21 protein-coding genes and 1 tRNA gene are annotated in these 24,381 nt (G+C 34.3%); 5 read left to right on the top strand and 17 right to left on the bottom strand.

Going from position 1 to position 24,381, the window contains the following annotated elements; genetic code table 11:
• Together QZ659_RS08040 and QZ659_RS08035 are read left to right on the top strand one after the other, a co-directional pair.
• A complete protein-coding gene (locus tag QZ659_RS08040; protein WP_291724629.1) occupies window positions 1-2,208 on the top strand; it encodes a M48 family metallopeptidase in 2,208 nt (735 codons plus the stop codon).
• Window positions 2,209-2,248: 40 nt separating this feature from the next.
• Complete coding sequence (locus QZ659_RS08035; RefSeq protein WP_291724627.1) at window positions 2,249-2,932, top strand: hypothetical protein; 684 nt, start codon at window positions 2,249-2,251, stop codon at window positions 2,930-2,932.
• Window positions 2,933-3,010: 78 nt separating this feature from the next.
• On the opposite strand, the gene QZ659_RS08030 is transcribed toward QZ659_RS08035, so the two are convergent.
• The 12 genes from QZ659_RS08030 to QZ659_RS07975 form a co-directional block, all read right to left on the bottom strand.
• A complete protein-coding gene (locus tag QZ659_RS08030) occupies window positions 3,011-3,826 on the bottom strand; it encodes an enoyl-ACP reductase (protein ID WP_291724623.1) in 816 nt (271 codons plus the stop codon).
• A gap of 73 nt (window positions 3,827-3,899) precedes the next feature.
• Entirely contained in the window at window positions 3,900-4,622 is a 723-nt protein-coding gene (locus tag QZ659_RS08025; protein WP_291724620.1) for a lysoplasmalogenase, read from the bottom strand.
• Between the two features lie 158 nt (window positions 4,623-4,780).
• Window positions 4,781-5,155: a 50S ribosomal protein L7/L12 gene (rplL, locus tag QZ659_RS08020; protein WP_291724617.1), complete on the bottom strand. Its 375-nt coding sequence runs from the start codon at window positions 5,153-5,155 to the stop codon at window positions 4,781-4,783.
• 266 nt (window positions 5,156-5,421) lie between these two features.
• On the bottom strand, window positions 5,422-5,958 hold the full coding sequence (gene rplJ, locus QZ659_RS08015) for a 50S ribosomal protein L10 (protein ID WP_291724614.1): 537 nt from the start codon (window positions 5,956-5,958) through the stop codon (window positions 5,422-5,424).
• Window positions 5,959-5,987: 29 nt separating this feature from the next.
• Window positions 5,988-6,686 (bottom strand): 50S ribosomal protein L1, encoded by a 699-nt coding sequence (rplA, locus tag QZ659_RS08010; RefSeq protein ID WP_291724611.1) that lies wholly within the window; start codon window positions 6,684-6,686, stop codon window positions 5,988-5,990.
• Between the two features lie 84 nt (window positions 6,687-6,770).
• A complete protein-coding gene (rplK, locus tag QZ659_RS08005) occupies window positions 6,771-7,220 on the bottom strand; it encodes a 50S ribosomal protein L11 (protein ID WP_291724607.1) in 450 nt (149 codons plus the stop codon).
• Window positions 7,221-7,486: 266 nt separating this feature from the next.
• A complete protein-coding gene (gene nusG / locus QZ659_RS08000; protein WP_291724603.1) occupies window positions 7,487-8,068 on the bottom strand; it encodes a transcription termination/antitermination protein NusG in 582 nt (193 codons plus the stop codon).
• Window positions 8,069-8,126: 58 nt separating this feature from the next.
• Window positions 8,127-8,318 carry a preprotein translocase subunit SecE gene (gene secE / locus QZ659_RS07995; RefSeq protein WP_291724600.1) on the bottom strand — a complete coding sequence of 64 codons (192 nt, stop codon included), beginning with the start codon at window positions 8,316-8,318 and terminating at the stop codon, window positions 8,127-8,129.
• Window positions 8,319-8,500: 182 nt separating this feature from the next.
• Window positions 8,501-8,573, bottom strand: a tRNA-Trp gene (locus tag QZ659_RS07990).
• 156 nt (window positions 8,574-8,729) lie between these two features.
• Window positions 8,730-10,241, bottom strand: coding sequence for a SusD/RagB family nutrient-binding outer membrane lipoprotein (locus QZ659_RS07985; protein ID WP_291724597.1), 1,512 nt, complete (start codon window positions 10,239-10,241; stop codon window positions 8,730-8,732).
• Window positions 10,242-10,277: 36 nt separating this feature from the next.
• A complete protein-coding gene (locus tag QZ659_RS07980; protein ID WP_291724594.1) occupies window positions 10,278-13,451 on the bottom strand; it encodes a SusC/RagA family TonB-linked outer membrane protein in 3,174 nt (1,057 codons plus the stop codon).
• A gap of 534 nt (window positions 13,452-13,985) precedes the next feature.
• Window positions 13,986-15,578, bottom strand: a complete 1,593-nt coding sequence (locus tag QZ659_RS07975) for an NAD(P)/FAD-dependent oxidoreductase (RefSeq protein ID WP_291724591.1) — start codon at window positions 15,576-15,578, stop codon at window positions 13,986-13,988.
• A 536-nt stretch (window positions 15,579-16,114) separates the two neighbouring features.
• Between QZ659_RS07975 and QZ659_RS07970 the strand changes: the two genes are divergently transcribed.
• Window positions 16,115-16,576 carry a PepSY-like domain-containing protein gene (locus QZ659_RS07970; RefSeq protein ID WP_291724587.1) on the top strand — a complete coding sequence of 154 codons (462 nt, stop codon included), beginning with the start codon at window positions 16,115-16,117 and terminating at the stop codon, window positions 16,574-16,576.
• 99 nt (window positions 16,577-16,675) lie between these two features.
• On the opposite strand, the gene QZ659_RS07965 is transcribed toward QZ659_RS07970, so the two are convergent.
• The 5 genes from QZ659_RS07965 to QZ659_RS07945 form a co-directional block, all read right to left on the bottom strand.
• A complete protein-coding gene (locus tag QZ659_RS07965; RefSeq protein WP_291724585.1) occupies window positions 16,676-17,794 on the bottom strand; it encodes a hypothetical protein in 1,119 nt (372 codons plus the stop codon).
• Between the two features lie 128 nt (window positions 17,795-17,922).
• Window positions 17,923-19,041 (bottom strand): SPOR domain-containing protein, encoded by a 1,119-nt coding sequence (locus tag QZ659_RS07960; RefSeq protein ID WP_291724583.1) that lies wholly within the window; start codon window positions 19,039-19,041, stop codon window positions 17,923-17,925.
• Between the two features lie 244 nt (window positions 19,042-19,285).
• Window positions 19,286-19,714, bottom strand: a complete 429-nt coding sequence (locus QZ659_RS07955) for a hypothetical protein (protein ID WP_291724581.1) — start codon at window positions 19,712-19,714, stop codon at window positions 19,286-19,288.
• Window positions 19,715-19,744: 30 nt separating this feature from the next.
• Entirely contained in the window at window positions 19,745-20,272 is a 528-nt protein-coding gene (locus QZ659_RS07950) for an acyl-CoA thioesterase (RefSeq protein ID WP_291724579.1), read from the bottom strand.
• A gap of 118 nt (window positions 20,273-20,390) precedes the next feature.
• Entirely contained in the window at window positions 20,391-21,647 is a 1,257-nt protein-coding gene (locus QZ659_RS07945; protein ID WP_291724577.1) for a chromate transporter, read from the bottom strand.
• Between the two features lie 255 nt (window positions 21,648-21,902).
• Between QZ659_RS07945 and QZ659_RS07940 the strand changes: the two genes are divergently transcribed.
• Both QZ659_RS07940 and QZ659_RS07935 read left to right on the top strand, forming a co-directional pair.
• On the top strand, window positions 21,903-22,973 hold the full coding sequence (locus QZ659_RS07940) for an alanine/ornithine racemase family PLP-dependent enzyme (RefSeq protein ID WP_291724575.1): 1,071 nt from the start codon (window positions 21,903-21,905) through the stop codon (window positions 22,971-22,973).
• A gap of 223 nt (window positions 22,974-23,196) precedes the next feature.
• Entirely contained in the window at window positions 23,197-24,228 is a 1,032-nt protein-coding gene (locus QZ659_RS07935; RefSeq protein ID WP_291724572.1) for a tetratricopeptide repeat protein, read from the top strand.
• The last annotated feature ends 153 nt before the right edge of the window (window positions 24,229-24,381 follow it).

The raw sequence follows: 24,381 nt of genomic DNA, 5'->3' as shown, positions 1-24,381 counted from the left end.
ATGAATTACTCTACATCTATTAGAAAGTACATTACCAATATGAGTATAATTGTACTTCTACTCACTTATTTTGTATCTACAGAAAGTATCTATGCTCAAGATGCTATTACTTTTGAAGATTATCAACCTCTACAATCAAAAGGAACAGTTCCAGAAGATTTCTTGCTTTCAGTTAGCGAACGTTATGTATCTAAGAATGAAAACATTGGAGAGGATATAGATAAAAAAACAGCTAAAAATATTGATCAGTTCAATCTTCAAAGTAGCTTCTCACTCAAGCAATTGCTTTGGAGTGGAAATGTTCTTTTTGGAGATGAAGTCAGTCAGTATCTGAACGAGATTGCTTCAGAGTTACTAAAAAATGATGAAGAATTACGCAATAAAGTTCGCTTTTATGTGGTAAAATCACCTGTTCCAAATGCTTTTGCCAATCCAGATGGAGCTATTTTTATCAATTTGGGCTTGGTTGCTCGTGCTGAAAATGAAGCCCAACTCGCTTATATTTTAGCTCATGAAATTACACACTACGTAAAGCAACACAGTATAAACCAGTTTCTTTTTGGAAAGGAAATTAACGACAAAAAAAATAAAAACGTCTTTCGCCTTGGCAATAAATCAGATGAGCTTTATGCCAAACGTCTTGCACAAAGCAACTATTCTAAAGAACACGAAATAGAAGCAGATGATTATGGTTGGGAAATTTTTAAAAACACAAAATATGACCTTTCAGAGACAGCAAAGACTTTTGATATGCTTCAAAATACCCGTCGTCCGTTTGACACACTTGTTTTTGAAAGTAAATTTTTAAATAACTCTTACGTTCAGCTACCAGACAGCACATACTATATTGATACACTTCATATTGTTGAACGTGAAGAATTAGATTCTGCTGAAATGGAAGCACTTTTAGCTTTCAGTACGCACCCAAGTGCAGAAGAAAGACAAAAATTAGCTTTAGAACGTATAGGAAAAGCAAATGCGACCAATAAAGGCAAAGATTATATTATTTCTAAGGAAAAATTTGAATTGGTACAAAAAATAGCTCGTTTTGAGCTTTGTCAGTTATATCTTTCTGATGCTAAATATATCGATGCACTTTATCATACTCTATTACTTCAAGAGCAATATGGAGACAGTAAGTATGTCCAAATGTCTCTTACAAAAGCACTTTATGGAATTGCAAAATATGACAATGCAAAAGCTCGTATTTACTTAGACCAGCTTTACAGCAGAATGGATTGGAATGGGAGAAATTGGTACTTTGCCTTAGAAGAACTGGATGACTATCAGCTTACTGTTTTGGCTCTAGCACATTGTTTTGAGACATTTGACAAATATCCAAATGAAGCCTATTTGAAACAAGCTATTCCGAGTCTTTTAATGGATATGAAGTCATACTACAATGACTTTAGCAAAGGAAAAACTGTAGGTAAGAAGAAAAATAAAGTCAATTATACAGAAGATTTACTCTATCCAGCTTGGCAAAAAATACAAACTCATGCTCAATTTGAAGAGCTACGCAAGCAAGGAGATAAAATGTATTCAGAAAAAAAGCAAAGAGAACAAATACCTTCTTATTCTGATGCTATAAGAATACAAAAAGAAAGACGAAAAGGCTATGCTTTAGGAATTGACAAAACGTTGATAATAAACCCAATGTATATTCGCTTAAATGAAAGAAAAAAACAACCTTTAGATATATTTGCTAGTGAAGAACGACAAAAGTCATTAAATGAAGCTATTATCAAAGAAAGCCAAAGCCTAAACCTAGATGCAATAATGATAACTCCTTCTTCATTTGAAGGAAATAGCATAGAAACCTTCAATGATTTGGCTATAATAAATGCATGGTATAGAGAAATGGGAGAAACAGAAGTTGATATGATTACAAGTAATTATGATGCTTTGATGAAAGTATCAAAAAAGTATGGCACTCCTTATTTTACTAGAATGCTTATCGTAGATGAAAAAGAAAAAGTTCAAGGCGATTATATTCTCTATGGAATAATCATGTATCCTATTTTACCATACGCTTTATATAAAGCATTTACATCACACAATTCTATAATCATTACAATGATGCATGATGTAAATACTGGACAAATTAAAATGATACAAGGCACTAAGTCAGGAAGCTCTATCAAGAAGGGTAAGCTATCTAAATTAACTCACTCTCACCTCAATCAAATCAAACGTAAGAGGAAATAATTAAATCAACTTCAAAATATTTAATACTTAATATACTACAATGAAAAATATAGTTATTTTGACTTTTTTGGGATTATTTCTTTCCCTCACGTTACCATCATACGCACAAGACTACTTCAAAGAGCGTCGTTATGAAGGACTAGAAATTTCAAGGACTAAAATCAGAAGTTACTATGCTACCATAGGTAATAAAAAATACGAAATAGTTAATAAAAAAGATGAATCTTTTTTGGGTCAAAAACTTTCATTTGACAAAAAAACAAGACTTTTTTATGTAAAGAGAGCAAAAAAAGCCATGAGATTTTCTGAAACTATTGCTTTTATGAAACATGTTGGAAACAATCAAGGAGCTGATGATTTATCAAAAAGTCGCAACATGCGTATTGGTTCTTTTGGACTCATGGGTGCAGGAGGATTTGTTATTGTTGCAACAGGACTACCTCCTCTATTAGGTTCTACTTATGGAGAAGGAGTAACACTAAGAAACACTCTTCCTGTTGGAATTGGAATTCTAATGGTAGGAGGAGGATATTACCTAAATATCAAAGCACAAGATAAATTAAAAAAAACTATTCGTTACCACAATAAAAAAGTAGGTCAGTTTTCCACTCCTGTTGTTACTAAAAATGATTTTATGCCTTCTGGATTAGGCTTCAAATCTGTCCGTACAAACCTATTGAATCCAAACCCTACTCCAACACTAAGTTTATCTTGGAGTCTCTAGTATTTTTTAAAAAACTCATAACTAAAAAAAGGTTAGCAAAGCTGTTTTGCTAACCTTTTTTCTTAGATGTTTTGAAAGTTATTTTTCTTCTCCAAACATTTCCATTACTTCTTCCGAAACCCCCATAGCAGAAAAACCTCCATCGTGATATAGATTTTGCATCGTTACTTTTTTTGTAAAGTCAGAGAAAAGAGAAATAACAAAATCTGCACATTCTTGAGCAGAAGCATTTCCTAGAGGAGACATTTTCTCAGCATAATTCATAAAGGCATCAAAACCTCCTACACCTGTTCCAGCCGTTGTAGCTGTTGGAGACTGCGAAACAGTGTTGATTCTTACCTTTTTAGATCTTCCCAAACGATAACCATAACTACGAGCAATAGATTCTAAAACAGCTTTTGCATGTGCCATATCACTATAATCTGGAAAAGTGCGTTGTGCTGCAATATAAGAAAGAGCTACGACAGAAGCCTCTTCATTTAGAATATCCATTTTTTCAGCCACTTGAAGCATTTTGTGAAATGAAAGTCCTGAAATATCAATAGCTTGAAGTGTCCAAGCATGATTCAAATCTCCATAATCTTTTTTCTTACGAACATTCGGACTCATTCCGATAGAGTGTAAAGCAAAATCCAGTTTACCTCCCAAATGTTCTGTTGCTTTTGTGTAAAGATTTTCCCAATCTTCAATAGAAGTAGCATCAGCAGGGATTACAATAGTTTCACACTTTTCAGCCAGCTGTTGAATAGTTCCCATTCGAAGGGCAACAGGAGCATTCGTCAAGACAAATTTTGCACCTTCTGCGTGTGCTGTCTCTGCAATTTTCCAAGCAATAGAGTTTTCGTCTAAAGCTCCTGAAATAATACCTACTTTTCCTTTAAGTAAATTATACATGTAATTTTTTATTTGTGTTTGCTTCATAATCCTCGTTGACGGTTCTAACCTCAACGACGGTTGAAATATTGAATTAATTTAAACTAGATTTTATCTGAATCATCATTCCATAGACAATGAGTGTCTGTGCAGCAATATATGTTGCCATAACAAAGACTGGTGCATACGGAATAGTCAGACTCCTCACAAAAATATCAATGGCAAGTAACGAATCTGAAACCATAAATAAAAATGCACCAAAAAAAACATACTCTGCACTTGCCTTCAAGACTTTTCCAGAGCGTTCCATTGCCATAAAAGCCATCACAACAATTACTAAGACATATAAAGGAACTGCCACTATCATTGCACCAGTAAGCCACTTGTACAAGTAAGTCAGCATCAAAATAGCTGTACCAATAAAAGGAATGGCACGAATAAGCAATGTTTTTGGCTCGCCTAGCTCTTGATTATTCAAAGATTTTTTGAAGGTAAGAATATATAAAATATGAGAAACCAAGAAACTTCCCAAACCAAGTATAAAAAATAATGGATTCTGATTTTGAAAAAGAAGAAATGTATCGCCTAACCAAGCGAGAAAAAGGGCAATAAGAACAAACTTAACAAGACCTTTTTTATACGAGTTCACAACTTTTCTTGTGTTGAGGAAGAAATACAGTCCTAAAGTTGGAATCAGAAATGGCTTTGAAGCAAGTTCTAATACAAAATCATATTTGTAATTGGCATATAGATTCAAGACTGTGAAAAAGGCTAAGACAAAAAGAAGCCAGTTATGTTTTGATTTGAAGTATTTCATAGAAAAGATTCACAGTTTTATTATTCAATAATTTAGAGTTCAAAAATACTCTTTTTTCCATAAAAAAAACCTAAGACTATCTACAAAAATAGAAATCTTAGGTTTTTATTAGAATCTTAAAGCTATTTTGTTAAGCTAAAGTTCGTTAGGGGTTCAGATTACTTTACCTCTACTTCAGCACCAGCTTCTTGAAGTCTTTTCGCCATATCATCAGCTTCTGCTTTAGGAGCTGCTTCTTTGATTGGCTTAGGAGCTGTATCTACCAATTCTTTCGCTTCTTTCAAGCCAAGACCTGTAAGCTCACGAACTAATTTTACAACTGCTAATTTAGAGCTACCAGCAGATTTCAAAATTACGTCGAATTCTGTTTTTTCTTCTGCTTCTTCAGCACTAGCAGCAGGACCTGCCATCATTACAGCACCACCACCAGCAGGCTCAATACCGTAATCTTCTTTCAAAATGTCTGCAAGCTCGTTAGCTTCTTTTACTGTAAGACCAACAAGTTGTTCTGCGATTGCTTTCAAATCTGCCATTATATTAACTATTTAATGAGGTTCGTAAATAAAAGTCTTTTTATAAAGACTCAATGAATATAAAAAGGTTGAACAAACATCGTCTGTTCGTTTGTATAAAAGAAATACAACTTGGAAGCAGTATTTTAAAATTCATAATCGGAGAGATAAAGTAGTTTCTTCCTTAGTTGCCATTTTGTATAAAAATTATACAACTACTAACTCCAGTTATGATTTGAGTTGTCTTTGTTTAGAGACTTTAGTAAAAATCTACAAACAGATAGTTATTATTCGCCTTTTTCAGCAATTCCTTTAACCATCGCTGCAACACGACCTCCACCACTAAGGATAGCAGCAGTAACTGTGCGTGCAGGAGATTGAAGAAGCATAATAACATCACCCAATACTTCATCTTTGGATTTGATTTCGCTAAGCATTTCTAGCTGTTTCTCTCCAAAAAATAGTGCTGTTTCTACAGAAGCAGCTTTAAATACTGGTTTTTGTGATTTGTTCTTTTTACGAAAATCTTTAATGATTTGCGCTGGAAGTTTTGCAGTTTCTGGAGAGAACATAATTGCAGAGAAGCCTTTCAAAGCTCCTTTGTCTGTCAATGGTTCGAAATCTCCTTCTACTTGCTCTAACGCTTTACGAATAAGTGTATTTTTAGCTACACGGTATTCTATGCCTTTTTCGAAACAAGCACGGCGAAACGCATTAGTTTGCTCAACACTCATTCCTGAAGAATCAGTTACATAGAAGTTCGCAGAATTAGAAAACTTCTCCACCAAATCCTTCACTACTTGTGTTTTTTGATCACGATTCATAGTATAATTGAGTTTTGTGGTGGAATAAATTATAGACCTTTGATAGACGACTTATCAATCTTGATAGACGGACTCATCGTTGTTGAAAGGTGTACACTTTTCATATAAGTACCTTTAGCCGTAGCAGGCTTTAAACGAATCAAAGTAGAAAGCAATTCACTCGCATTTTCTTTGATTTGCTCTGGTGTAAATGAAGATTTACCGATACTTGTATGAATAATACCTGTTTTGTCAACACGGAAATCAATTTTACCAGCCTTTACATCTGTAACAGCTTTAGCTACATCCATTGTAACTGTACCAGCCTTTGGATTTGGCATAAGACCACGAGGACCTAATACTCTACCCAAACGACCAACTTTAGCCATTACGGTTGGCATAGTAATGATTACGTCCATATCTGTCCAGCCACCTTCAATTTTAGCGATGTAATCGTCTAAACCTACCATGTCAGCACCAGCTTCTTTGGCTTCGGCTTCTTTATCTGGAGTAACAAGAGCAAGTACACGTACTTGTTTACCTGTTCCGTGAGGAAGTGTAACCACACCACGAACCATTTGGTCTGCTTTACGTGGATCAACACCCAAACGAACATCGATATCAACAGAAGCATCAAATTTAGCAAGATTGATTTCTTTAATAAGTTCACTTGCTTTATCTAAAGCATACTCTGCTTGTGCATCGTATTTTGAAAGGGCTTCCTTACGTTTTTTAGTTAATTTTGCCATAACGTTGTTGTAGTCTAACGATTAAACTGAATTAATCTCCTACGTTTAATTTTGTGAATAAAAATATTCTTTTTCCTCTACTACTTATTCAGCAGCGTCCCAAGGAGCAGTTCCTGTAACTGTCAGTCCCATACTTCTAGCCGTACCAGCTACCATTTTCATAGCAGAATGTACAGTAAAGGCATTAAGGTCTGGCATTTTCGTTTCTGCAATAGTTTGTACTTGTTCCCAAGTTACTTTACCTACTTTTTCACGATTCGGAACACCTGATCCTTTTTTCACTTTTGAAGCCTCAATTAAGAGAGCAGCAGCAGGAGGAGTTTTGACGATAAAGTCAAAAGAACGGTCTCCATAAACTGTAATCTCTACTGGCAAAGTTTGTCCCATACGGTCTTGAGTTTGCGCATTAAAACGCTTACAAAATTCCATAATATTGACACCCTTCGCACCAAGAGCAGGTCCTACTGGAGGAGCTGGATTGGCTTGACCACCTTTTACAATGACTTTAAGTTTTGCACTTATTTCCTTTGCCATGATTGTGAAACGGTTGTTCTTGTGATGTATTTGATTAAAATGAAAGTTCATCTCAACCAACTACTTTTTAATTAACAAATGCTACAATACTGATAATTCAATAGGTCAAAATTTTTGAGATAATCGTGGAAGCTTCATATCTAAAAATTATTATTTCAACACTATCAAATTTTTTTGGAGACAAACCTATAAACAAGTTGTAGCTCTCGTTATGTAGATTTATATTTTAAATATCTTTGAAAACACTCTCAAAAGTGTTCTATATTTTATCCTTCTTTCTGTACTTGAGAATAATTTAATTCTACTGGTGTACTTCTACCAAAAATCTTTACGATTACACTCAATTTCTTTTTGTCTTCGTGATGCTCTTCAATCGTACCACTAAAGCCAGCAAAAGGTCCTTCCATTACCTTTATGGACTCTCCCACCATAAACTGAGCTTCTTCTCTTACTTCATCTTGGTCAGTAGATTCTACTTTTCCTAGAATACGAGCCACTTCAGAATCTCTCATAGGAATTGGCTTGTCTGTTAGAGGCTGTCCATCTACTCTCAAAAAACCAATTACATTCGGAAGATTGATAAGTTGGTGAATAAGCTCTCCACTGTTTGGCGAATCTAAATCTACATTGACAAGTACATAACCAGGTAGGTAGTTACGCTCAACAGCAACTTTCTTAGTTTTTCCATCCTTCATCTTACGAATTTGGAAAACTTTTTCAGTAGGGTTAATAATTTGTCCGAAATATTCTTGTAGATTGTTGATAACTATATCTTTTTCAAGATATTCTTTTACGCTGCGTTCTTTTCCAGAAACAACACGCAAGATGTACCATTTGAGTTCGCCCATATTTTTTAGGAATGAGTTGTAAGTTGTTGGTATTTTTTATTGTGTGATTCCTTCTTATTTAGAATGACTTATAAATCTCACCTAGACCGAATTGGAAGGCTTGATCCATTGCAAAAACAATAAGTGCAAAGATAAGCGAAGCCACAAGGACAACAATAGAAGTCTGTTGAAGACTTTTAAATGAAGACCAAGTTACGTGTTCGGTCATCTCATCACGAGATTCTTGCAAAAATTCGATTACTTTTTTCATATCTGAATATAATTTCTCTTGTCGTAATATTAGACTTTGTTTTTAGAGTCCAAAACTATTTATAACTCTAAAAAAAGTGAGTTTGATAAGTATTACGCTTCAATAAAAAAACGCACTATCAAACTCACTTTATCAAACATTTAGAAAAAGATAATAATCCATTCTAAATCAGGTTATTATTGCACGAGCGGAGGGGCTCGAACCCCCGACCTGCGGTTTTGGAGACCGCTGCTCTGCCAACTGAGCTACACTCGTGTATATCGTTTATCCTTAATGAGTTGCAAAACTACAACTTATTTTTGGAATTACAAAAAATTAATTTAATAATTCAATCAATTTTATAAAAATAACAATAAAGCCTAGACAAATAGTTCGTCTAGGCTTTAAAATATACTATCAAACTACATCATTTTACTTAACATCCCACCAAAGCTTTGTACTTAATAGGTCAGCTCCCTGTGCAGCAACAGCAGCAGTGTAACTTTCACCATTTGAAGTTTGCTCATTTAGTGGGTACAACATACGAGCAGGAACACTTCCGTCTCCTTCCAATGCTCCAGCAGCAGGTGCTTGAAGAACACCAAAATCAAGACGACGATATTCAGCCCATGCTTCCAAGCCTTGCATATAAAGAGCTATCCATTTTTGCTGTCCTATGATTTCATTCCATTCCATTCCACTAGATTTTAATGCATTATAACTAACATTAGGCTGTGCAATATAAGAAGAAATATCTGAGCTAGAGAGGCTTCCTCCACTCCAGTAATTCATAGATGCTGTAATACCTTCGTTGTAATAGTCGGCAGCAGATCCAGAAACAAATCCTCTTTCTACTCCTTCGGCTAGTAAGAACTGAACTTCTGCATAAGTCATCCAAATACCTGGCGCAGTAGCTTCAAGCACTTGACTAGAAGGTTGGGAGATGTTTTGATCAGCTGTATTGGCAGCATCACTTTCAGCGAGTCCATATACTTCACCTACATATTTAACATCCATAGGATCGCTAGGTGAACTAGATACAGCTGGAGCTGCGTAGAATTCAAGTCTTGGGTCACCTAAATCTAATAACTTATCTATAAACACGTTACTCATTGCAAAATCACCACGAGTTTTACGGTCTTCGTTCAACGGGTTGTTATTAGGTGCAGCAGATAAGTAATTATATAGAGCATTATCTGCATTACTTTGGAAAACACCACTATTGACAGCAGCAGAAACTGTTTGTTGAGCTAGAGAAGGTGCTACGTCAGCTATTCTCATTCCTACTCTTAATTTTAAAGAGTTAGCAAACAAAAGCCATTTGCTCATGTCTCCGTTATATATCACATCACCTGAAACGCTTGTTCCTCCTGTATTGATAGAAGCAATAGCATCATTTAGGTCATTGATAATTCCATTATAAACTTCCTCTTGAGAATCGTATGCAGGATATAAGAACTCATCTGGATTTCCTGCTTGAGAATAAGGAATTGCTCCCCATGTATCAGTAATGATTTGATACATGTAAGCACGAGTAATCTTTGCCACAGCAATTTGGTTTGCAGGGTCTCCAAATCCTACATAATCATCAGGATTTTCAGTATTCAAACGAATAATCTCGTTCAAATCAGCAATAATATCTGCATAATAGAATGACCAAAGATTATTTGTAACTGATGTACGGAAAGCATAACGACTTTCATCTGAATATTGATTAGATGCCCAGTATTGAGAAAGTTGCATTCCTCTACGTCCGTTAGCCCACTCATCCCAAATATTGTCAGTCAACTCCTTCTGAGCAGAAGTTAGCAAGAAAGAAGGAAATGCTGTACTTGGCTCATCAGGGTCAATATTGATATCTTCTGATGGATTACAACTAAACATGAAAGTAGCTAAAGATGCTGCTACTAGAGTATGCTTATATTTTTTTATTATATTTATCATTTTTAAATTACAATTTTTATAATGTTATGTATTTCTTTAGAAAGAAAGATTCAAGTTGAATCCCCAGCTACGTTCTCCTGGAAGCTGACCACCTTCAAAGCCTTGGATATTGCTTGCACTAACACCATCTTGTGGGTCTATATGTGGAGCATTACGGAATAAAATGGCTACATTTCTAGCTACAAACGATAAAGATGCTGTTTGGAATGGTGTTTTCCCAAGAAGACTATTAGGTAAATTGTAACCAAACTGAATCTCACGGAATTTGATATAACTAGCATCAAAAACATTCAATGAAGCACGACCACGACTATAGTAATCTCCTCCCCAGCGTTGAGCATCTATTGCTGTTGTATTTGCAGTACCATCAGAGATAGGATAACCATCTTCGTTTACTCCTGTCTGTACTACTGCATCAATAACTACACCATCTTCACGCATTGAGCCAACAGCAGTTTCTTCCAATACCCCACTATAATGTCCAAACATGTGACTTGCAGAATATACACTACCACCTTTTTGTCCATCAATTAAGAAACTAAGTCTAAAGTTTTTATAACCAAAAGTGTTATTGATACCACCTGTCCAGTCAGCCATAATTGAAGGTCCAACACCATTTGAAGGTTCTAATACGTAACGTCCACTTGCATCTACAATATAGCTTCCATCTGTGTGTTTAGCTATCGTAGGTCCTACAAATACGCCATAAGGTTGTCCTTCACGAGCTTCTAAAAAGACACTAAATAGTGAAGCTAAACGAAGTGTAGTTACACCCTCAGCAAGCTCAACTATTTCATTTCTGTTTCTTGCCCAGTTGATTGTTGCATCCCAAGTAAAACCACCTACATTAAGAACTTTCAAGTTTAACATTGCTTCAATACCTTTGTTAGCAACAGAACCTGCATTAACAACAGTCTCTGTATAACCAGTAGTTGGCGAAACAGGTACACCAAATATTTGGTCTTTAGTTACAGAGTTGTAATATGTTACATCAAGTCCTACTCTATTTCTGAAAAGGTTCACAGTTGTTCCAATTTCCCAAGCATTTGTTCTTTCTGGGCGTAAGTTAGGGTTATTTCTTTCATCAGGAACAGTCATATTACCATTGCTTCCAAAGTTTTGATTAACTTCATAAGTTGTGAAGATACGGTAAGGGTCAGTATCATTACCTACCTGTCCATAACCAGCACGTAGCTTACCAAAAGAAAGCCAGTCAGCATCTATTTTTTCTGAGAAAACAAAGCTACCTGTAATAGATGGGTAGAAGTATGAATTATTTCCTTGAGGAAGTGTAGATGACCAATCATTTCTCCCTGTAACGTCTAAGTAGAATGTAGATTGATAACCGAATGATGCACTAGCAAATAACGAATTTACTACTTTTCTTTCTCCATCGTCTATTACTTGAAAAGAACCTGCAGAGTTTTCTACATTAAAATAGTTAGGAACGTTTAATCCATCTTGTGTACCTGCAAAATTTCTTCTGTATGACCTAACACGACTATTTGCACCTACCATAGCAACCAAATTCAAATCATCTGTTAGATTACGATTTATATTAACAATAAAGTCATAGTTATTATCTGTAACAGAACGAACATCTTCTCTATAGTAAGGAACCTCTACTGAACTGATAGCCATTCTTTCCTGTCTGCGATCTGTATAAGTATCAATTAAGGCACGCCCTGTAGCACTCAGCCAAGGTAAGAACTGATAAGTAACAGCAGCATTACCAAAAATTCTATCTCTTTGGTCTTCTGGGTAATTTACAAATGCCGTATAGAAAGGATTATCAAAGTAGTTTGCAGAACCATCATCTACACCTTTTCTATTCCAAGTAATTTGTGTTCCATCACTAGCCATGTAGTTGTTACGTAAACGTTCTGTGTCTAATTGACGTTGATACCACTGATTAAACATTGACATAATACCTGCACTATAGCCTGTTTGAGGACGACCTTTACCTCTTTGGTTTACATAGTTTACACCTAACGAAGTTCTCAATTTTTCAGAAAGTTTTGCTGAACCATTGAAACTAAGTGTATTACGTTTTAACTCTGATCCAGGGAAAGTACCTTGCTGATCAACATTTGTATAAGCCAATCTAAAAGTAGCCTTTTCACTACCACCTGAAAGCGATAAGCTATTACTAAACATTGTTCCTCTTTCAAAGAAATCTTTCACATTATCCTCGCTTGGCAACAAAGCACGACCTTTACCAAAATTTTCAGTATCTTCTGGATTAAAACTATCCCAATGACGAGCTGTGATAGAGCCATCTAATGGAAGTCCCCAGCTACCATCTAATCCGTAGTTAAGAATCACATTGCCATTTTCATCTGTTACAAGATTTCCATCAGAGTCTGTTAATCCAGCAGCACCATATCGGTTTTGATAATCAGGTAATACATATACGTCTTGGAACTGAACACCAGAATTGAAAGTAACACCTATACCTTTGCGCTTAGTTCCTTTTTTTGTAGTAATAAGGATTACACCATTTTGTCCACGAGAACCGTACAGTGCACTTGCAACAGCACCTTTCAATATGTTTACAGATTCGATATCATTAGGGTTGATGTCTTGAGCAGCATTACCATAGTCAATACCACCACCACCACTACGTTGGTTATCTGTAGTAAAGTTTGAATTATCGATAGGCACACCATCTACAACAAATAATGGTTGGTTTTCACCTGTAATAGAGCTATTACCTCTAATTACTACACGAGAAGAACCACCGATAGAGTTTGAGCCTGTAATCTGAACACCAGCAACTTTACCGTTCAAGGAGTTTACTACGTTCATTTCTCTAGCTTTAACTAGGTTATCACCTTTGATTTCTTGAGTTGCATATCCTAATGATTGCTTTTCTCTTGATACACCAAATGCTGTAACAACTACTTCTGAAAGCTCAGAGTCTTCTGAAAGCTGTACATCAATAGAAGTACGAGTGCCTACTTTGATTTCTTGAGTTGCAAACCCTACAAAACGGAATACGAGTGTATCGCTTCCATCTGGCACTATGATAGAGTATTTACCTTCTAAATCTGTTGTTGTACCTGTCGTTGTGCCTTTTACTTGTACAGTTGCTCCAGGTAATCCCTGTTGCAAGTCATCTATGACTGTACCTGTAATTGTTCGCTGCGCCCATGCTGAACTTATCAGCATAAACGCCATTAGCGTACTTAATAATAATTTTCTCTTCATGAGATTAATTGATGTTAGATTGAATAAATAATTAGTCAAAATTTGATTTTCGGAAAGGTTTCTTTATTACATGACTGTTAATTAAGCATAAACAATTTGCTTATACATTAATTTACTTAAAAAACTTTCAAATCTGAAGTTTGAAATATTTTCTAATCTGTGTAAAAAAAGAGATGATAAATATGATATTTCTTCATTTAGAAATAATTGATTTTGTCTTGTTCTAAAAATAATTATTTGTTTTTTGAATAAAAATCCAAATAAAGAAGTATGAAAAAGCAAAAATCCATTTTTTATCTAGCCATAAAAGTATATCATATCTGTTAATAATCCAAAACAAATACTAATATTTTTGTAACCACGCCTTCTAATTTAGAATGAGTTTAAAAAGAGTATCTAAGAGCAACACCTTTAAATTATTTTTACAAAAAAAATCGCATTTTACATAAAAAAAACACAATAATACTAATTTACTTATAAGCTATCTTAATGAGATAAAATATTTAGTCACAATTTGTATTAATTATCAAAAAGTCATCGTTTTTTATCATACAACTCTGCCAGTTTCTCAGCACAACGCTCTCCATCTATAGCAGCTGAGGCAATTCCTCCTGCATAGCCTGCACCTTCTCCACAAGGGAATAAGCGTTTTAAAATAGGATGCTCTCTTGTTTCTCTTTCTCTTGGTATCCTTACAGGAGAAGATGTACGACTCTCTACTCCTACAATTTGAGCTTCATTAGTAAGAAACCCTTTCATTTTCTTATCAAAGGCTTGGAAACCTAACCTTAAACGCTCCACAATTTCTGGAGGCAATACTTTTGCCATCTCAATAGAGATAAGTCCTGGTTGATATGAAGTATCTAAAAGAGATGAAGAAATACGTTTTTGTGTAAAGTCTTGTAGTCGTTGAGCAGGAGCTACTTGTGTATTACCTGCAACCTGACAAGCTCTCTTTTCAATTTCTTCTTGGTAATAAAGCCCAGCTAAAGCTCCCTTTTTAAAATATTTTTTATTCCACTCTCGTTCATCTATGGCTACTACAATTCCAGAGTTAGCATATTTTGAGTTTCTTTTAGAAGGGGACATTCCATTTACTACTACCTCACCTTCTGTAGTAGCAGCAGGCACAATAAACCCTCCTGGACACATACAAAATGAAAAAACTCCTTTTTCTAAATTATCATAAGGAACTTGCTGAACCAATGAATACGAGGCAGCAGGTAAATATTTTTGTCGTTCTTCTCTCTTGTACTGAATTTTATCTATCAGTTTTTGCTGGTGTTCTACTCGCACTCCAATAGCAAAAGGCTTGGCTTCAATGAGTATTTTTTTTCTGTCTAAAAGCTCAAAAATATCTCTAGCTGAGTGTCCTGTTGCCAAAATAACACCTATGCCTTCTATTTTATCTCCATTTTCCAAAACGACACCCTTTAGCTCCTCTTCTTTTCCTTTTTTGATGATAAAATCTGTTACTTTTGTTTCAAAGAGAACCTCTCCTCCTGCATCTAAAATACTTTGTCTCATTTCAGCTACTATTCTAGGTAACTTATTAGTTCCAATATGAGGATGGTTATCTATAAGAATATCTTGATTTGCTCCATGTGCTACAAAAATTTCTAGTATTCTTCGCCAATCGCCCCTTTTTTTGGCTCTTGTATAAAGTTTCCCATCGGAATATGTGCCTGCACCTCCTTCTCCGAAACAATAATTTGAATCTGGATTGACAATGTGACGACGACTAATAGCTGCAATATCTGACACTCGTTTTTTCACATCTTTACCTCTTTCTAATAAAATAGGCTTGATTCCTAACTCTACCAAACGAAGTGCTGCAAACATTCCTGCAGGTCCAGCACCCACCACAACAGCTTGTGGAGCATTTCTCACATTTGGATATTCTCTTTTATAAGAAATAACTGGTGTTGCTTTCTCTCCTATAAATACTTCTGCCCATACATTAACTTTCAAGTCTCTCTGACGAGCATCTAAAGAGCGACGAGTTTGTCGGATGGTTACATCTTCTGTATTCTGCGAAATATTTAGTTTCTTATAAATAAACCTTTCAAAGGCTTCTTTTTCGAAAGCAATCTCTGGAGGCAAAACTAAGGAAAGCTCTTTTTTCATTTGATATTTAATTTATCTACTACTTTTTAATTTTTATCTCTACAAAAATACAGAAACTAATATTGAAAAAATTCTCTATTCCTTAATTTTCAATCAAAACATACTCGCAATTATTTGATTATCAATAAATTATGTTATTTTTGTAGTATAGAGTAATTTCTAAAATTTAGAATAAGCCTTGCTTAGTTAAAAGTAACTAAAGAGTAGTAGAAAGTCTTACGCTATTTTTTATCACAAAAAAGTTGTGATATTTAATGTTTTTGTGTAACTTATTTTACTTAAATTTAGTCTTAACTCATCTGAATCCTAATATCTTTCTCTTTTAAGAAAATTTTGAGCATACTTTGATTTAAAAGAAATAGTCATTTACTTTATTCTAATATGGTTTTATCATTACATCATAGTTTAGATTAGAATACGCTTCAATTCCTAAAAGATTAAAATAGTTAGACTATTTTGCACGATAATTGTCCCAATCATGGGAAAACAAAAAAATACTATCCATAAATCCTAATACCTTTTATCTTATACTAATTATGTTAAAATTTATTTCTTCCCTCTCATTTGTTTTCATTTTTCTTGGCAGTCTTAATGCTTTTGCAGTAGCTCAAGACCTACCTTCATCAGTACAGCCAACATTTGAGCAAAAATTTACAGGAGCTAAAGTAATTAGTTATCACGAAATCAATGGAGAGCATAACGTTATCTTTCAACAGGAAAACGAAGTAAAATCAGCTCGTTTTGATGCTAGTGGAAAATGGATTGATACTATTATTTCTCTAAACCCTGGAACTGCCCCTTCCAAAATTGAAGAATATATTGCCTCAAACCATGCAGGAAAAAACGGACATATCAGAAGAATCGAAAACGCACAGGGTACTACTTTTTTAGCCTTTATTAGCGAAACAAAAGCTATTCGTTTTGATAAAGACGGCAATATGACTAAGGAAGAAGATGTGAGTTCTATTGATGAAGCTGCACTAAGTACAATAAAATAATATGTTTTAGTTTTTTCTCCAAAACTTTATACAACCATAAAAAGCCATACAATAATTTATAATGTATGGCTTTTTCTATGTCTTTATAGTTGTTTGTATTTATCTATCTAAAGGAATTACTTTACCTGGTTGGTGTCTGTCCACCACTCCTTTTTCAACTAACATGTGTTGTATCTGCTCTGCTTTTTTCTTGCTCCAATAATTTCCATAAAGTATTTTGAAGGTAAAGTCAGGTCCATAATGGTCGACTTTTATATAGGCTTCTCTATATCCTTCTTCAATGAGCATTTCACAAAATTCTTGCGCTCCTTCTTGTTCTGGAAAATCTGTTAGGTGAATAACCCATCTTCTTTTATCAATTCTATGTCCTTTATAATCGTACATAAAATCATTTTTAGGGTCAAAGGGCTGATAAGGAGGATAAAATGTTTTGATTTCTAATACTTGATTATCTTTCTTGAAAGGCATAAACCAGTCGTACTGCAAAACTCCAAAAGACTGTACGTCTTCATCTACTGGTTTTACATAAATATAATATGGGTTTCCATCTTCCTCTTTTTCCATTCTGGCAAGGTCGCCATTAGGTGTTGGTGTATAGACTGTTATCAAAACGTTAGAAGCTCTATCATCTTCTGCTGACTCTACAAAACTTTCAGGAGCTTTTGGAAATGCTGTAATCACATCCATTTTTCCATCAAAATTAAAATCTCCAAAGGATTCTGTCCCTGGTAATATGCTATTGAAAGCATAAGCAACTATTTTGTTGGGGTCTGTAATATCAAAAAGATTGTAACATTTGAAACGACACCCTTTTGTCATACACTCTTCACTTAGTGTATAAAAACATAAATATTTTCTTCCTAGAAAATCAAACTCATAAACGTCTAAGAAAATACTTAGATACTGTACCAAAGAACGCTCAATACTACAATAGAACCTAAAATGTTGTCCGTTGATGTAAACGCCTGTTGGAGCAGGGTTAATGATAGGGTGATATTGTGCTCCATTCAAAACATACAGTGAAATAGGAATACTTGAGCCTTCATAATCTGTAAAACTTGTATCTTTTTTCTCCCTAGGAAGCGAAGGATTTGGACGTGTTGTGATATTTATCAGCTCTTGACTAAGTTGTGCTATTTGATAGTCTTGTGCCAAGCTCAAAGAGCTAAACAGTAAGAATGAACTGACAAATAAAATAAGTATTTTTATATTTTTCATAAACTACATTTTTTCATTTCTGTTATGTAAAGTAGATACAATATAGGATGAGGATATTTTTCTATTTTCTTCTTTCATTTAGAACGCTAGAATATACTAAAAGTTATTTCAACAAAAGAAACAATCTGTCAAAATTCTGTCCTCATGTTTATTACTTTACCATTTATGCCAGCTTGTCTTAAATCGGTTTGTAATTGTTGTATTTTTCCTTTATCCATATAATTACCTGCCAATACCAAAAAATGCAAATCTCTATTATATTGGTCGATATATACAAAAACTTCTTCTAATCCTCCTTCTTTTAGATATTCACAATAATCTAATGCACCTTCAATCTCATCAAACTCAGCAACTTGTATTGCCCAAACATTTTGTGCTACTCGGTAGCCTTTGGCATCATAGAGAAAAGGTTCTTTAGGGTCAAAGGAAACATAAGGCGCAAAATAAGGTGTTATGGGAGCAATTTTACCCGATTGGTCTTTAAGAGGAATAAACCAATCATTCTGAACGACTTCAAAGCCAGAAAACTCTTCATCTGTTCCTTTGATAAATAAATAGTAGCTATTTCCATCGTGTTTAATATCTGTTGCTTTGCCATCTTTATCAAATGAAAATACAGTTACCAAACCATAAAGCGACTTATCTTCTGTTGGGATTTTGTCTTCTTCAATGTTTGGAGGAAGCTGTGATGCCACACGAATAAAATCCATTACGCCATCGCTATTGTAGTCTCCAAAAGTAAATGTTTCGCCATACACACTAGCAAATGAGTTGGCTGTTACATTATTTCTATCTGTTACATCAAATAAGTTATAACAACGATAGAGACAGCCTTTATGGAGACAGTCTTCTCTAAAACTAAAGAAGCAAATGTATTTTCTACCTAAATATTCAAATTCATAAATATCTAAAAAGTTGGAAATATTTTTCTTTGTTCCTCTTTCAGAATCACAATAAAAATCATATGCTTTACCATTGATAATAAGCCCTGTTGGGTTAGGATTCAGAATATGATGATATTGAGGTCCATTGACAAAATAAACTGCAAAATCTCCATACATTCCAGAATAAACTGTAAGAGTAGTATCTCCTTTTTCATCAAAACCAGAAGGCAAAGGATGAGATTTTACTTCTACTTGTTCTTGCACAAGCATTGGAAAGTTGTAGATTGCTTGTGAATAGGCTATTTGCGTAAAAGCAAGAAAAACAAAAGCAGAAAATAATAAGAATAGAGTATATTTTTTCATAATACAGGTACTAAAAGGCAATATATAAAATCAAATGAAAGCCAAAATTATAAAACAAAAGTAAATCAAATACTAAAAAATGGATTAGAAAACAGTTATTAGCTTGTCTAATCAAGAAACATATTCCAAAATACGAACCAAAAATACGTATCATTGTATTTTTGGTTCTTTATAGGGTTATAAATTTAGCTAAAAATATAAAAAACAGAAAAAAGATTACAAGTGAGTAGCAATCTATTCATTTTTATTTTTGCCTTGACTTCTTATTTAGTACCTCAATATGATGGTAGGTATCGTGTAGCTTTTTTAAGGATGTAAAAAGAGTAGTGTCAGTGGTATTTTTATTTTGCGCTAAGTTATGCAGTTCTTCACTTTGCTCAAGAAGCATCTTGATATTTTTCAATACCTCTTCTTTGAGTGCAGCATTTTCTTTTTTCTCAAAATAAGCTGGCAGCTTTGTTTCTGAAAGACGTTTAGCTGCTTCCAAAAGCTCATCAGAGTCATTTCTAATAGGCTTAAAATCGCCATCTTCAGCAGGATGAAATGTAAGGGCAATCGCTTGGTGGAAAACTTCTAAGTCTTCCCAAATATCTATTTGATGAGGTGTAGAAAATGAACTGAATAATAAACAAAACGAAAAAAGAAAAAGAGGCAAATAATTCTTAGTGTTCATGATATTCGAATTTATGATTTATAATTTTATTTACTTATTTCTGCGACTTTTATAAAAAGCAATCAATTCCTTTGCACGCTCATCAAAAGTTATTTTTGTAGCATCAAATTCATTTAGCCTAACTTTTGTAAAAAATTCTTTGATATTTTCAGTATGTTGTGTTCTCCTTCCATTAGCAAGATTTATAAATACAAGTTTCATCCAAAGAAGAGATTTAAGCTGTGTTTCGTCTTTATTTAGCATTCTACACTCAATCATCAAATTAGAATCATCGAAGAATACAGTTGCTGTTCTAATCACAATTTCCTCTCCATAAATGGCTGGACGAAAGTAACCTAGCTCTTGTTTCTGAACTACCCACCCTTTTTTTTCTTCATTTATAAAATCTACCAATCTCCAACCATAATCGTAAGTAACTTGGTTATCTCTGCCATCCAAAAAATAATCTATATATCGTCCGTTGTTAAGATGTCCGTAAGGGTCACAATCTTGAAAACGAACTAACATTTCTGTTTTTGAAAGTGGGTTTATATCGTGTTTGGGTTGAGGAAGTTGCATAGAAAGTGATGAATGATAAGTTATAAATGATAAATGTAGGGCAAAGACTTGTCTTTGACAAAGGAATGATAAAATTCAAAATTACCCAAAATCAAGCAAACTGTTGTGTTTAAAAAATCTAAAAAATAAAGCCTATCAAAAGTCCGAGTAAAATAAGTAGAGGTGCAGGAACTTTCGTAAATTGAAGAATTAGGAAGGTAACAAGCATAATTAGCATATTGAGAGGCGTTTTTTCGATAGGTTCTAAGAGTAAAAATGCTCCAGCAATCACAAGACCTGCACTTGCGCCATTGATTCCTTCTAAAGATGCTTTTATGGGACGATATTTTTTTAGTTGTTCCCAAAATCGAATAACGAAGAAAATTAAGAACATCCCAGGAAGAAAAACAGCTATTGAAGCTGTAAAACCACCTAATAAACCGCCTAAGACTCCACCAATTGCACTGCCAAAAGCTCCACTAAAAAAGCTACCAAAATATCCTGAACTAGCTAAAAAAGAAGTCTGCAACCAAGAAAGTCGTTTATACATAGTGAGCGCACCTACAAAGGCTGCAAAAGAAAACACAGGACCAGGAACAGCTTGCACAAGTGCGTATCCAGACAAAAACTCATCAGCAGTCAAGAAATTTTTAAAGGTTACAAACTCGGTGTAAAGTATTGGAATCAAGACCTGTCCTCCTCCAAAAATGAGACTTCCATTTCTATAAAAATTTTCAAAAATAAGCAACAAAACTCCTTTTGTGGCATTTCCTATAATTGCTACACCAACAAAGACAAGACCATACAAAATCAAGAAGCGCCACTGAATATCAAACTTTTGCTTCTCTTCTTTTTCTTCTTTATCAAATTTGATAGCAGTTACTACTCCTCCAAAAATTAAAATTAGAGGAAAAACCCAAGGTGTTCGATAAAAATAAGAAACAATCCCTGCTACCATCATTATTATGAAAGCTGTTTTGGTCTGGACTACTTTACGAGAAATTCGAAGAGCTGCAAAAGAAACAAATCCGATTGCCATAGGCTGAATAAAACGAGTAAAATCTAATGAGATTTGTTGTTTTTGAATGTAAGCTAATCCGATGGCAGCCGTAGTCATAAGTAGCGTAGCTGGCAAAATCCAAACAAGAAGCGTCCAAAAAGCAAGGTATGTTCCTCCACGCTTATAACCCACAGCCATTAAGGTTTGTGTAGAAGTGGGACCAGGCAAAATCTGACACAACGCATTGAGTTCGATAAGTTCGGCTTCTGTCAGATATCCTCTTTTTACTACCAGAATATCTAAAAACATAGCTATATGCGCCTGTGGACCTCCAAAAGCAGTTAGGGCTAGAAGTAAAATATCCTTCAAAAAAATATAATAGCGTAGTTTTTTCACGTCTGATTGCGTTTGCAGATATAGTAGCAAGAAATAATCTAGCCTTATTACAAAAATACATGTTTTGGTTTATAATCTTTTACACACTCTGCCAAACCTTATTTGAGAAGGACTTGGCAGAATTCAAAAAAACATTAGCCTCTCGTTTTAGTTTAACTTTTTACTTATCTTTATAAATAAGGATACATATCTTGTATTTAATATTGAAATAATATGAGTTTTTTTTAAGCTCATACATTGAGAAAAAACTACATTATGGCTTACGTAAAACTTTACAGAGACAAATTAAAACATAACTACAAATTTTTAGACGATTTATTTAAAAAAGAAAAAATAGAGTGGGGCGTAGTAACAAAACTTTTCTGTGGAACAGAAAAATATTTAAGAGAGATAGTGGATTTGGGTGTAATGGAAGTACACGATTCTAGGATTAGTAACCTCAAAAAACTCAAGGAAATAAAGCCAGATATTCAGACGGTTTATATTAAGCCTGCTGCCAAAAGAAGTATAAAAGATATAATTTCGTATGCAGATGTGAGCCTCAATACTGAATTTGACACTATCGAAATGCTTTCCAAAGAAGCTCAACGACAAGATAAACTCCACGGAATTATTATTATGATAGAAATGGGAGACCTTCGTGAAGGCGTAATGCCAGATGATGTTGTCGATTTTTATTCCCAAATTTTTAAACTTCCCAATATTCGTGTAATTGGCTTAGGAACAAATCTCAACTGCTTGCATGGTGTCTTGCCTTCAGAAGACAAACTTATTCAACTCTCGCTGTATAAAAAAATCATTGAACTTACCTTTGGAAGAGAAATTCCTTGGGTTTCGGCAGGAACAACAGTTACGATGCCACTTCTCTTGAGAAAACAACTTCCTCAAGGTGTAAATCATTTCAGAATTGGAGAGGCTCTTTATTGGGGAAACGATATTTTTACCAACGGCTATATCGAAGGCATGAAAACAGACGTATTGGAGTTTTTTGCTGAAATCGTGGAAATCACAGAAAAACCACTCATTCCAACTGGTGTTTTGGCAGAAAACCCTAGTGGAGAAGTTTTTCAAATTAAAGAAGAAGATTATGGAAAATCATCTTTCCGTTGTATTATAGATGTAGGCTTACTAGATATCCGTCCAGAGTTTTTGATTCCAAAAGACGAGACAATAGAATTGGTAGGAGCAAGTTCGGATATGCTTGTGATAGATTTAAAAACTAATCCCCAAAATTATAAAATTGGTGATGTAGTAGCTTTCAAACTAAAATATATGGGGGCGCTCTCGCTGATGAACTCCAATTATGTAGAGAAAATTGTAGAATAAAAAACAGCTTTTACATTTCGTTGCGCTGCAACTTTGTCTATGTTTTTATTAGCTTTTAGATATAATGTAGCTGATATTTCTTTATAAAAATACAAGTTGCAACACAACAAAATATTGAATGTTTTGCAAACAGAGAAATTTGTCGTACACTCATTAAAAATATCTTTAATTAAAATTGCTTATCTTTTGTCATTGAGGTTTAATCTGATAAAATTTAGCAATTATGAAATTCTTACTAACTACTTTACTCCTGTTCTTTTTTTCTGTTTCGTATGCTCAAAATTTAGAAAAACTAACCTATCAAGAGTTAGACAGCATAGGATTATATTTTTTAGATGAAGAAGAGTATAAAAAAGCTGAAAAACATTTTAAGGCTTCACTTTCTAAGATTGAAAACAAGTTTGGGAAAACAGACACACTTTATGCACAAGTTCAAATACATTTAGCATACATTTATGTAGATGATTTTCGCTTGGAAGAAGCCAAGCCTCTGCTTATAGAAGCAAAAGAAACCTACAAAAAAGTCACTGGAGAAAACTCTAAAAAACATGCTCGTGCTTGTTATTATCTGGCTTATTTCTACTTGGAAAGTGGCGAATATGCAAAAGCAGAATCTCTTTATGCACAAGCAAAGAGTATCTATGAAGCTCTAAACAAACAAAATGATAACTTTTATGCAGTCATTTTGAGAGGTTTAGCCAATGTGTACTACGAACAAAGTTTGTATGATAAAGCAGAACCTATTTATGTTGAGATAAAATCAATTCAAGAAAACAGTGTAGGTAAAAATCACGATTGGTATGGAGAGGCTTGTGAAGACTTAGCTAACTTATACTCAGAAATAGATGAGCTAGAAAAGGCTGAAACATTATATTTTGAAGCTATGCGTATTTATGAAAATGAGTTTGGACAGCAAGATGAAGGTTATGCTTCTATTTGTAATAACTTAGGAAACCTTTATACGGATATGAGAAAGTATGAAAAGGCAGAACCTTACTATAAAAGAGCTATGCAAATCGATAAGAAAATCTTTGGTAAGAAAAATCCTATCTATGCAGACGACCTCAATAATTTAGGAAATTTTTATTCCATACAATCAAAAAATGAAAAGGCTGAAAAACTCTATCTGCAAGCTCTCCAAATCTATCAAAATACGCTTGGAAAAAATCATCCTACGTATGCAATGACAGCAGCCAATTTAGGAAGTTGTTTAAGACCTGAAAGTCGGCGAAGCCAATGGAAAAAAGTAGCTTGAATGAAGTGTAGAGTAAATTTTATTTATTATTTCTCGTTCAAGCATTCTGCTTGGACGCACTTTTTTGTCAGCATATGCTGACGAAACGGTAAGCACAAGATGGAATCTTGCGCTAGAAAACCATTCTTAAACAAGTTCTAGGTTTCCTATACC

The organism is Bernardetia sp., from assembly GCF_020630935.1.
Taxonomy (GTDB): domain Bacteria; phylum Bacteroidota; class Bacteroidia; order Cytophagales; family Bernardetiaceae; genus Bernardetia.
Note: the sequence above shows the minus strand (reverse complement) of the source record. Positions and strands in the feature narration are given on the sequence as shown.

Excerpts from the sequence above, each read along its gene's own strand:
- QZ659_RS07960 (WP_291724583.1), bottom strand. The coding sequence starts at position 19,041 with ATGAAAAAATATACTCTATTCTTATTATTTTCTGCTTTTGTTTTTCTT.
- nusG (WP_291724603.1), bottom strand. The coding sequence starts at position 8,068 with ATGGGCGAACTCAAATGGTACATCTTGCGTGTTGTTTCTGGAAAAGAA.
- rplL (WP_291724617.1), bottom strand. The coding sequence starts at position 5,155 with ATGGCAGATTTGAAAGCAATCGCAGAACAACTTGTTGGTCTTACAGTA.
- QZ659_RS08030 (WP_291724623.1), bottom strand. The coding sequence starts at position 3,826 with ATGTATAATTTACTTAAAGGAAAAGTAGGTATTATTTCAGGAGCTTTA.
- QZ659_RS07935 (WP_291724572.1), top strand. The coding sequence starts at position 23,197 with ATGAAATTCTTACTAACTACTTTACTCCTGTTCTTTTTTTCTGTTTCG.
- QZ659_RS08025 (WP_291724620.1), bottom strand. The coding sequence starts at position 4,622 with ATGAAATACTTCAAATCAAAACATAACTGGCTTCTTTTTGTCTTAGCC.
- QZ659_RS08040 (WP_291724629.1), top strand. The coding sequence starts at position 1 with ATGAATTACTCTACATCTATTAGAAAGTACATTACCAATATGAGTATA.
- QZ659_RS07970 (WP_291724587.1), top strand. The coding sequence starts at position 16,115 with ATGTTAAAATTTATTTCTTCCCTCTCATTTGTTTTCATTTTTCTTGGC.
- QZ659_RS07940 (WP_291724575.1), top strand. The coding sequence starts at position 21,903 with ATGGCTTACGTAAAACTTTACAGAGACAAATTAAAACATAACTACAAA.
- secE (WP_291724600.1), bottom strand. The coding sequence starts at position 8,318 with ATGAAAAAAGTAATCGAATTTTTGCAAGAATCTCGTGATGAGATGACC.
- QZ659_RS07975 (WP_291724591.1), bottom strand. The coding sequence starts at position 15,578 with ATGAAAAAAGAGCTTTCCTTAGTTTTGCCTCCAGAGATTGCTTTCGAA.
- QZ659_RS07980 (WP_291724594.1), bottom strand. The coding sequence starts at position 13,451 with ATGAAGAGAAAATTATTATTAAGTACGCTAATGGCGTTTATGCTGATA.
- QZ659_RS07965 (WP_291724585.1), bottom strand. The coding sequence starts at position 17,794 with ATGAAAAATATAAAAATACTTATTTTATTTGTCAGTTCATTCTTACTG.
- QZ659_RS07950 (WP_291724579.1), bottom strand. The coding sequence starts at position 20,272 with ATGCAACTTCCTCAACCCAAACACGATATAAACCCACTTTCAAAAACA.
- rplK (WP_291724607.1), bottom strand. The coding sequence starts at position 7,220 with ATGGCAAAGGAAATAAGTGCAAAACTTAAAGTCATTGTAAAAGGTGGT.
- rplA (WP_291724611.1), bottom strand. The coding sequence starts at position 6,686 with ATGGCAAAATTAACTAAAAAACGTAAGGAAGCCCTTTCAAAATACGAT.
- rplJ (WP_291724614.1), bottom strand. The coding sequence starts at position 5,958 with ATGAATCGTGATCAAAAAACACAAGTAGTGAAGGATTTGGTGGAGAAG.
- QZ659_RS07955 (WP_291724581.1), bottom strand. The coding sequence starts at position 19,714 with ATGAACACTAAGAATTATTTGCCTCTTTTTCTTTTTTCGTTTTGTTTA.
- QZ659_RS07985 (WP_291724597.1), bottom strand. The coding sequence starts at position 10,241 with ATGATAAATATAATAAAAAAATATAAGCATACTCTAGTAGCAGCATCT.
- QZ659_RS08035 (WP_291724627.1), top strand. The coding sequence starts at position 2,249 with ATGAAAAATATAGTTATTTTGACTTTTTTGGGATTATTTCTTTCCCTC.